Genomic DNA, 7,372 nt, shown 5'->3' on the forward strand with positions numbered 1-7,372 from the left:
GGCTATCGGGTCGGGCATGAGCCTGCATCCCTGCAGGCCACGCCCTCTCGGCGCATCCGTGCGCCTCGCCCCGGCCTTACGGAAACGCTTCGGCGATTTACAGCCGGACCATAGCATCGCTGAAAGCCTTAAATCGTTCTGAAACAACCTTATTGCTTCTGCTAAAAAATTACTGGGGTTCCCTCAGCCCCGTGGGAGAGGGAACAAACACTAAAAACGGCAACCTGAAAGTTGCCGTTTTGCTTTTACCTAGGCCACCTGCTGATTGTCCTCTTCCGCGTTACGCTGCGCTTCTTCCGCTTCCTGCTCCAGCAGCTGTTTCTCGTACACTTTAAAGAACGGGAAGTAGATGATTGCCGATACGCAGGCCAGAACGACCACCAGAATAGCGGCACGGAAATCCCAGCCCAGCGCCCATGCTGCGCCTATCGGCGCCGGTGCCGTCCAGGGTACTACGGAAATAACACGGCCAATCAGATCAAACGTCATCGCCGCCCAGGCCAGCACGGCGTTAACCATCGGGGCCAGCAGGAACGGAATAAAGAACACCGGGTTCATCACGATCGGCGTACCGAAGATAACCGGTTCGTTGATGTTAAAGAAGCTGGGCACCACGCTCAATCGGCCGATAGAGCGTAAATGCGCTGAGCGACTGCGCAGATAGCAAATCACCAGCCCCATCGTTGCACCCGACCCCCCAATCACGATGAAGAACGTCCAGAAGGCTTCCATAAAAATATGTGGCAGGGGATGACCGGCAGCCAGCGCGGTCTGGTTAGCCCCGAGGTTAGTCAGCCAGAACATCTGTAGCATCCCGGAGACGATGGCCGCCCCGTGGATCCCGGCGAACCACAGCAGATGCCCAATCAACACCGCCAGCAGGATTGCGGGCAGTGAGTCCGCCGCGGAAACCAGGGGCTTGAAGATGGACATAATTGCCTGCGGGATCAGCATGTCAAACTGAGACTGAATCAACAGGCTTAGCGGATAAAGCGTTAACACCACCACCAGCACCGGGATCAGCAGGTCAAAGGAGTTTTTGATCATCGGCGGCACCTGGTCTGGCAGGCGAATACCGATGTTATGCGCTTTCAGGAAACGCATCATCTCAACGCAGTAAATCGCCACCAGAATGGCGGTAAAGATACCCGTTCCACCCAGGCTGTCGACGGGAAGCGTGCCTTTGGTTTTAGGGGCTGCAACCAGCAGAAACGCCATCAGAGACAGCATCGCGCACATGAACGGATCCAGCTGGTGCGTTTTGACATAATGTTTGCCAAGGTTATAGGCGATGGCCGCGCAGATATAAATGGACATAATGCCCATCGTCATATCAAACGGCGTCAGGATCTGGCCTTCAAACTGCTTTGCCATATCCAGCCAGGCGCGCGCAAAACCCCAGGTGGTATCAGGCGAAAACGGCGGGTAAGCAAACACTAATAAAAATGAACCTACAATCATGAACGGCATCGCGGAGATAAACCCATCACGGATAGCCATGACATGACGCTGGGACGAGATACGCCCGGCAATCGGGCTCACGTAATTTTCAACGAAACGGAATATCAGATTAAACGCAGCATGGTTGGCAGACATGGTTGATCTCCTGTCAGACGTTTATTACGGGCGCACTCGCGCCGCACGTTGTTCCATAAATCAGCTTCACAACCTTGCTGGCTTGCGTACCAGCGGTACTGCTCAGACGAAATGGTTTCATAATTGGCTCTTATTATTGGATACAGGGGACGTTACATACTCAGTATTAATCTACGCATCACGCTCTGCAACCGGTTACTGTAACCGGTTTCTGTGATTGTGAAGAGGATCCAGAAATCAGCCATCCTGGATATTTGTTACTTAAGAGATATTTACAGAGCATAAATTCTTATGACAGATTACGCAGGATATTTGTCAGGAGGAAACAATGAGTTTGCAGTCCGTACAGCAGTTTTTTGCCGACAACGCGCCGGAGATAGAGGTAATAGAACTTAGCCAGAGTACGGCTACCGTTGCGCTGGCTGCTGCCGCCCACCGTGTAGAGCCGGGACAAATTGCCAAAACCTTATCGTTGAAGGTTAAAAATGAGGTGATTCTTGTCGTGGCGAAGGGTGATGCGCGTCTGGATAACAAAAAACTGAAAGACACGTTTGGCGCGAAAGCACGCATGCTCAGCAGCGATGAAGTGGTTACCGTTACAGGTCATCCCGTTGGTGGCGTCTGCCCGTTCGGGCTGGAAAACCCGCTCGCGGTTTACTGCGATATCTCTTTAAAACAATACGCTGAAGTGCTCCCCGCCGCTGGCGCAATTCATAGTGCCGTGCGTATTTCTCCAGACAGAATGGCAGAGCTGACATCCGCAAAGTGGGTTGATGTGTGCATCTGAATGATGCGCCAGAACGTATCTGGCGCGCAAAAGGCAGGTTACAAAAATGTCGGTTTGCCTAGCCCCGCAGTTCGCGGTTCTCTAACCGGGAGATGGGTAAGAATATCCGCTGCGTCAAGCAACCCTACGTCAGAGTTCACCCCCAGCTTCACCATCGCATTAAACTTATGCGCGCGAATAGTCTTGATATTGCGCTCAAGCTGCGCCGCGATTTCGGGGATGGAATACCCGCATGACATATAACGCAAAATCGCTCTTTCCGTTGGGCTTAACATCCGGTTCTGACTGCAGTACCAGTGGTTAAGCATATTGTCATTAATGCGCAGCGTTTCGCTCAACAACACCATGAATTCCTTCATCAGGTGTTCGAGGGTCACCGATTTACTGACCACACCGTGCAGACGTGAAGGCGAAAGATGGCTAATCAACCGCGCTTCCATTTCATCCGAGACCAGGATAATGCGTTGGATATGGCTATGCGTAAACGCAAGATCCCGCAGATGCGCCAGGCAGTTACGGCGCTCTTCTCGCGCATCGGAAAGCGAATAGATCAGCGAAAAAAAATTCACGTGATGCAGTGCTTTCTTAAAGCCATCAAAATCATTAAACAGGTGCAGTTGATATTGGCTGAGTTCAGACTGCGTAAAAAGATGCTGCAGCCCGACCGCACTCATCGCGCAATTTTCGATGATGGCGATATGTCTTGTTGAATCGGTTTTTTCCATTCCTCGAACTCTCCATAGGCTGACATTAAACTCAGCTCTCTCATTCCCTGTGTACTGTTGATCCAGGCGTACATGTCGGCATTACTCCGCAATGAGAGCCTTCGCATCGCACTGTTTTTCTGCGCACTGATCGTTTTATTGCTCTTTTTAAGCAATGTAGCGATTTGGTTAATCCCCCACCCTTTGCCTAACAGGCGAAGCACCTTACGTTCAGAGTGCGTGAGCGCAATAAAGTGTTCGTCATCATCATCACTTTCCTGAGGTTCTGGGGTTAATAACGTCTGGCTTATCCGCTCCGCGCGTTCACTCCCTGCCCGGATAGCGTTAACGACACCTTCAATAGGTTCCATATCAGAAAGCAGCGTGCTTTCCGGCCGCATAAGCAGCTCAACGGCAATAGGGTAAAACGGCCGGGAGACCAAAAAGATCCAGTGGATTTCCCGGTACTGGTTCAGTAAGCGGTAATACTCTTCGAGCGTACCCCGTGGGTTCCTGTATTCGCCTGAAACATCGGCGATAATCACGTCTGCGCGGCGCAACTGAAGCAGGGTTAACTCCTGCAGTGAGCGGCAGTAGGTCAATTCAAAATCGGGGAAATGACGCGCCATTACGTCCCCTAGCCCATTTTGCATTACGGGTATTCGGCTAATGACAACGCCATGCTTACCAGGCAGTGACAACATAGACCCTCCGTGTCCATTTTTCATTTGATGAGTAACCTTTAACGCATCAATGTATAAGTATTTTCGTCCCTGAGTGTAAAACGGATTAATACAAGCAGAAGATGAGATATGTTCTTGGTTTAAGAAACGCCTAAAACAGCGCTAATATCTCACAAAGCGCAAATAAATTTAATTACGTAGTCATTAAAATAACGACAATATAAAATTAGAATAACTAAATACAAATATCTTATATTTCCAAATTAATAATTCACCGCATTGATAAATTAATACAAAAAACCTTTCGTGGCGGGAGTCGCAACTGTTTGCATAAACTTTGATCTGATCCACAGCAAAGGTCACCGCACTTTGTGCTAAAAGTAGGCATTATGGGCCAATCGGCAACTATCCACTTTCTCTTCGGGACACGACATGCAGGCAGATCGGTCAACGCAGCGTGCTATCACGCGGCTCTGTATTCAGTGCGGTCTTTTTCTGCTCCAGCACGGCGCGGAAAGCGCGCTGGTCGAGGAACTTTCAACCCGGCTGGGACTGGCGCTGGGAATGGACAGCGTTGAAAGCGCTATCTCATCCAACGCCATTGTGCTGACCACCATTAAAGACGGGCAGTGTCTGACGTCCACCCGTAAAAACCACGACCGCGGCATTAATATGCACGTTGTAACCGAGGTCCAGCACATCGTCATCCTGGCTGAGCATAAGCTTCTCGATCTCAAGGAGATTGAAAAACGGTTTAACCAAATCAAGCCATTACGTTATCCACGCTGGCTGGTCGTGCTCATGGTAGGGCTGTCGTGCGCCTGTTTTTGTAAGCTCAATAAAGGCGGCTGGGACGGCGCGATCGTCACCTTTTTCGCCAGCAGCATCGCCATGTACGTGCGCCAGATGCTGACGCACCGGCAGCTGCACCCACAAATTAATTTCTGCATCACCGCGTTTGTTGCCACCACGGTGTCTGGCCTGCTGCTGCGCCTGCCGCAGTTTGCCGCTACCCCAACGATTGCGATGGCCGCCAGCGTGCTTCTGCTGGTGCCGGGCTTCCCACTGATTAACGCCGTCGCCGACATGTTTAAAGGGCACATTAATACCGGCCTGGCACGCTGGGCCATCGCCAGCCTGCTGACGCTGGCGACCTGCATCGGCGTGGTGATGGCGATGACGTTGTGGGGGCTACGCGGATGGGCGTAATAGATTTTCTGCTGGCGCTGGCACAGGACATGCTCCTGGCCGCCATTCCTGCCGTCGGTTTTGCGATGGTATTTAACGTTCCGCAACGCGCGCTGCCGTGGTGTGCCCTGCTGGGCGCAATCGGTCATGGCTCACGAATGGTGATGATGACGGCGGGCTTTAACATCGAATGGTCGACGTTTATCGCCTCTATGCTGGTCGGCAGCATCGGTATTCAGTGGTCGCGCTGGTATCTGGCGCATCCGAAAGTGTTCACCGTCGCCGCCGTTATTCCGATGTTCCCCGGCATATCTGCCTATACGGCGATGATTTCCGCGGTGAAAATCAGCCATTTTGGCTACACCGAGCCGCAGATGATTCTTCTCCTGAGCAACTTTCTTAAGGCGTCCTCCATCGTCGGCGCGCTCTCTATCGGGCTGTCGATACCCGGGCTATGGCTCTACCGCAAGCGCCCGCGCGTTTGATATTTGTGTTATTTCGCTGCCGTGGAGATAATCTTTCTGGTCCGTTTGGTAAAAATAAGGAAAGGATGTGGCTAACCCTGGCAGCGAACACCCCGAGCACAGTGAAGAATCGAGCCTGAAAGAAAAAATTTTTCAGAGCGCTATCGCGCTGTTTGCCGAATTTGGACTGAACGGTGCCCGCATGGAGCAGATCGCCGAGAAAGCGGGTACCACCAAACGCATGGTGGTTTACCATTTTAAAAACAAAGAAAATCTCTACCTGATCGTCCTGGAATACGTTTACACCCAAATTCGCGCCAGTGAAAAAGCGCTCAGCCTGGCGGATATGCCCCCTGTCGAAGCGCTGGTCCACCTGGTTGAAGCCACCTTTGACTATCACGCCGACCACCCGGATTACATCCGCATAATCTGCATGGAAAACATGCAGCGCGGCCGCTTTATGCAGCAGTCAAACTATCTTCGCCAGGTCAACCGCAGCGCGCTCGATCTGCTGGAAGGCATCCTGCGCCGGGGCAAAGAAAAGCTGCTATTCAGCCAGACGGTTAACGCCCGCGATCTTCACCGTCTGATCAGCAGCTTCAGCTTTCACTACGTTGCCAACAGCTACACCTTCACCCTGCTGTTTGAAGAGGGTGCAGACGAACAGGCCCAGCGCCAGCACTACCGTAAAATGGCTGTTCAGGTGGCGCTGCGTTATACCTGTCCATAATATTGCTTGCAATTAAATCGCACACAATCTATATTCATTTCATGAACGCAAAAACGAACGACACGACCGCTGCGCTCCTGCTGGATAACCAGCTCTGTTTTGCCCTCTATTCGGCAAATCTGGCGCTTAATAAGCTGTACCGGCAACTGCTGGCACCGCTGAACCTGACTTACCCGCAATATCTGGTGATGCTGGTGCTGTGGGAGCAGGATGACGTGACGGTGTCGGACATCGGTGAACGGTTGTTCCTTGACTCCGCAACGTTGACGCCGCTCCTGAAGCGTCTGGAAAGCGCAGGGCTCATCAACCGCCACCGTTCCCGCAAAGATGAACGTCAGGTCGCCGTCACGCTGACTGAAGCCGGACGTGAACTTCAGCAGCAGGCATTGGGTATCCCACATGCGGTGGGATGCGCCGCACAGTGTGATACCGACACCATGCTGGCGCTCAAGCAACAGCTGGAACTTTTGCGACAACAGATTCAACGCGCGTGAGGCTATACTTTACGCGTCTTAGTTTACCCATATATATCGCACGCTATTAAATAGCACATACAAAAGTAAGATGAGGAACCTGCCATGTCTTTAGAAAAAGTTGTTTATACCGCCAAAGCAAAAGCAACCGGGGGCCGTGACGGCCGCGCGACCTCTTCCGATGGCGTACTGGATGTCAAACTGGGCGTACCAAAAGAGATGGGCGGCATGGGGGGAGAAGTCACGAACCCTGAGCAGCTGTTTGCCGCGGGTTACTCTGCCTGCTTCCTGGGCGCGATGAAGTTTGTGGCGGCTCGCGACAAATTTACCCTGCCAAAAGATGCGTTTATTGAAGGCGAAGTGGGTATCGGCCCGCTGCCAACCGGTTTTGGTATCGAAGCAAAACTGAATATCCACGTAGAAGGTATGGATCCTGCTGAAGCTAAAAAACTGGTCGATGCGGCGCACATTGTTTGCCCTTACTCTAACGCGACCCGCGGCAATATTGACGTCACGCTGAATATCATCGCGTAATCGGTTCTGTTCCCTCTCCCGCCGGGAGAGGGATCCCCACAAATTAATGCGAGCAGTGAGTAATCCCCTCGCCCCTTTGGGGAGAGGGTTAGGGTGAGGGGGAACATACGGCTCCGGTGGTCATTCCGTTCACTTTATGTTCCTTGCTACTCTGTAAGGACATGACCGGTGAACGTGCCAGGGCGGCTCAATCGCCACCGCCCTGGCGACCCG

General features: G+C 52.3%; 9 protein-coding genes. 6 read left to right on the forward strand and 3 right to left on the reverse strand.

The features are described from left to right. Window positions 1-249 precede the first annotated feature (249 nt). On the reverse strand, window positions 250-1,596 hold the full coding sequence (locus tag URZ40_RS22835) for a PTS sugar transporter subunit IIC (RefSeq protein WP_116342375.1): 1,347 nt from the start codon (window positions 1,594-1,596) through the stop codon (window positions 250-252). 328 nt (window positions 1,597-1,924) lie between these two features. Here URZ40_RS22835 and URZ40_RS22840 point away from each other — a divergent pair, with 328 nt between their 5' ends. After that, on the forward strand, window positions 1,925-2,383 hold the full coding sequence (locus tag URZ40_RS22840) for a YbaK/EbsC family protein (protein ID WP_023331967.1): 459 nt from the start codon (window positions 1,925-1,927) through the stop codon (window positions 2,381-2,383). A 38-nt stretch (window positions 2,384-2,421) separates the two neighbouring features. On the opposite strand, the gene bglJ is transcribed toward URZ40_RS22840, so the two are convergent. Both bglJ and URZ40_RS22850 read right to left on the reverse strand, forming a co-directional pair. After that, window positions 2,422-3,057, reverse strand: a complete 636-nt coding sequence (gene bglJ / locus URZ40_RS22845) for a DNA-binding transcriptional activator BglJ (RefSeq protein ID WP_320721232.1) — start codon at window positions 3,055-3,057, stop codon at window positions 2,422-2,424. Then, the gene (locus URZ40_RS22850; protein ID WP_116342369.1) at window positions 3,054-3,791 is read right to left on the reverse strand and encodes a LuxR C-terminal-related transcriptional regulator; all 738 of its coding nucleotides are present in this window, start codon (window positions 3,789-3,791) and stop codon (window positions 3,054-3,056) included. The genes bglJ and URZ40_RS22850 overlap by 4 nt, the downstream gene beginning before the upstream one ends. Window positions 3,792-4,202: 411 nt before the next feature. Here URZ40_RS22850 and URZ40_RS22855 point away from each other — a divergent pair, with 411 nt between their 5' ends. From URZ40_RS22855 to URZ40_RS22875, 5 genes are all read left to right on the forward strand, one after another. Continuing rightward, window positions 4,203-4,979 carry a threonine/serine exporter ThrE family protein gene (locus URZ40_RS22855; RefSeq protein ID WP_116342367.1) on the forward strand — a complete coding sequence of 259 codons (777 nt, stop codon included), beginning with the start codon at window positions 4,203-4,205 and terminating at the stop codon, window positions 4,977-4,979. Then, window positions 4,970-5,443, forward strand: coding sequence for a threonine/serine exporter (locus URZ40_RS22860; RefSeq protein ID WP_024908279.1), 474 nt, complete (start codon window positions 4,970-4,972; stop codon window positions 5,441-5,443). Before URZ40_RS22855 ends, URZ40_RS22860 begins: the two co-directional genes overlap by 10 nt. Before the next feature lie 67 nt (window positions 5,444-5,510). Next, window positions 5,511-6,152 carry a TetR family transcriptional regulator gene (locus URZ40_RS22865; protein ID WP_320721231.1) on the forward strand — a complete coding sequence of 214 codons (642 nt, stop codon included), beginning with the start codon at window positions 5,511-5,513 and terminating at the stop codon, window positions 6,150-6,152. A gap of 41 nt (window positions 6,153-6,193) precedes the next feature. Continuing rightward, window positions 6,194-6,646 carry a MarR family winged helix-turn-helix transcriptional regulator gene (locus URZ40_RS22870; protein WP_028015419.1) on the forward strand — a complete coding sequence of 151 codons (453 nt, stop codon included), beginning with the start codon at window positions 6,194-6,196 and terminating at the stop codon, window positions 6,644-6,646. Between the two features lie 84 nt (window positions 6,647-6,730). Beyond that, window positions 6,731-7,159 (forward strand): organic hydroperoxide resistance protein, encoded by a 429-nt coding sequence (locus URZ40_RS22875; protein ID WP_023310299.1) that lies wholly within the window; start codon window positions 6,731-6,733, stop codon window positions 7,157-7,159. Window positions 7,160-7,372 lie beyond the last annotated feature (213 nt).

The sequence above is a fragment of the Enterobacter sp. 296B2 genome, from assembly GCF_034106185.1.
GTDB classification, from domain to species: domain Bacteria; phylum Pseudomonadota; class Gammaproteobacteria; order Enterobacterales; family Enterobacteriaceae; genus Enterobacter; species Enterobacter cloacae_N.

Coding starts and splice junctions, on each gene's coding strand:
- URZ40_RS22835 (WP_116342375.1), bottom strand. CDS start 1,596: ATGTCTGCCAACCATGCTGCGTTTAATCTGATATTCCGTTTCGTTGAA.
- URZ40_RS22840 (WP_023331967.1), top strand. CDS start 1,925: ATGAGTTTGCAGTCCGTACAGCAGTTTTTTGCCGACAACGCGCCGGAG.
- bglJ (WP_320721232.1), bottom strand. CDS start 3,057: ATGAGTGCGGTCGGGCTGCAGCATCTTTTTACGCAGTCTGAACTCAGC.
- URZ40_RS22850 (WP_116342369.1), bottom strand. CDS start 3,791: ATGTTGTCACTGCCTGGTAAGCATGGCGTTGTCATTAGCCGAATACCC.
- URZ40_RS22855 (WP_116342367.1), top strand. CDS start 4,203: ATGCAGGCAGATCGGTCAACGCAGCGTGCTATCACGCGGCTCTGTATT.
- URZ40_RS22860 (WP_024908279.1), top strand. CDS start 4,970: ATGGGCGTAATAGATTTTCTGCTGGCGCTGGCACAGGACATGCTCCTG.
- URZ40_RS22870 (WP_028015419.1), top strand. CDS start 6,194: ATGAACGCAAAAACGAACGACACGACCGCTGCGCTCCTGCTGGATAAC.
- URZ40_RS22875 (WP_023310299.1), top strand. CDS start 6,731: ATGTCTTTAGAAAAAGTTGTTTATACCGCCAAAGCAAAAGCAACCGGG.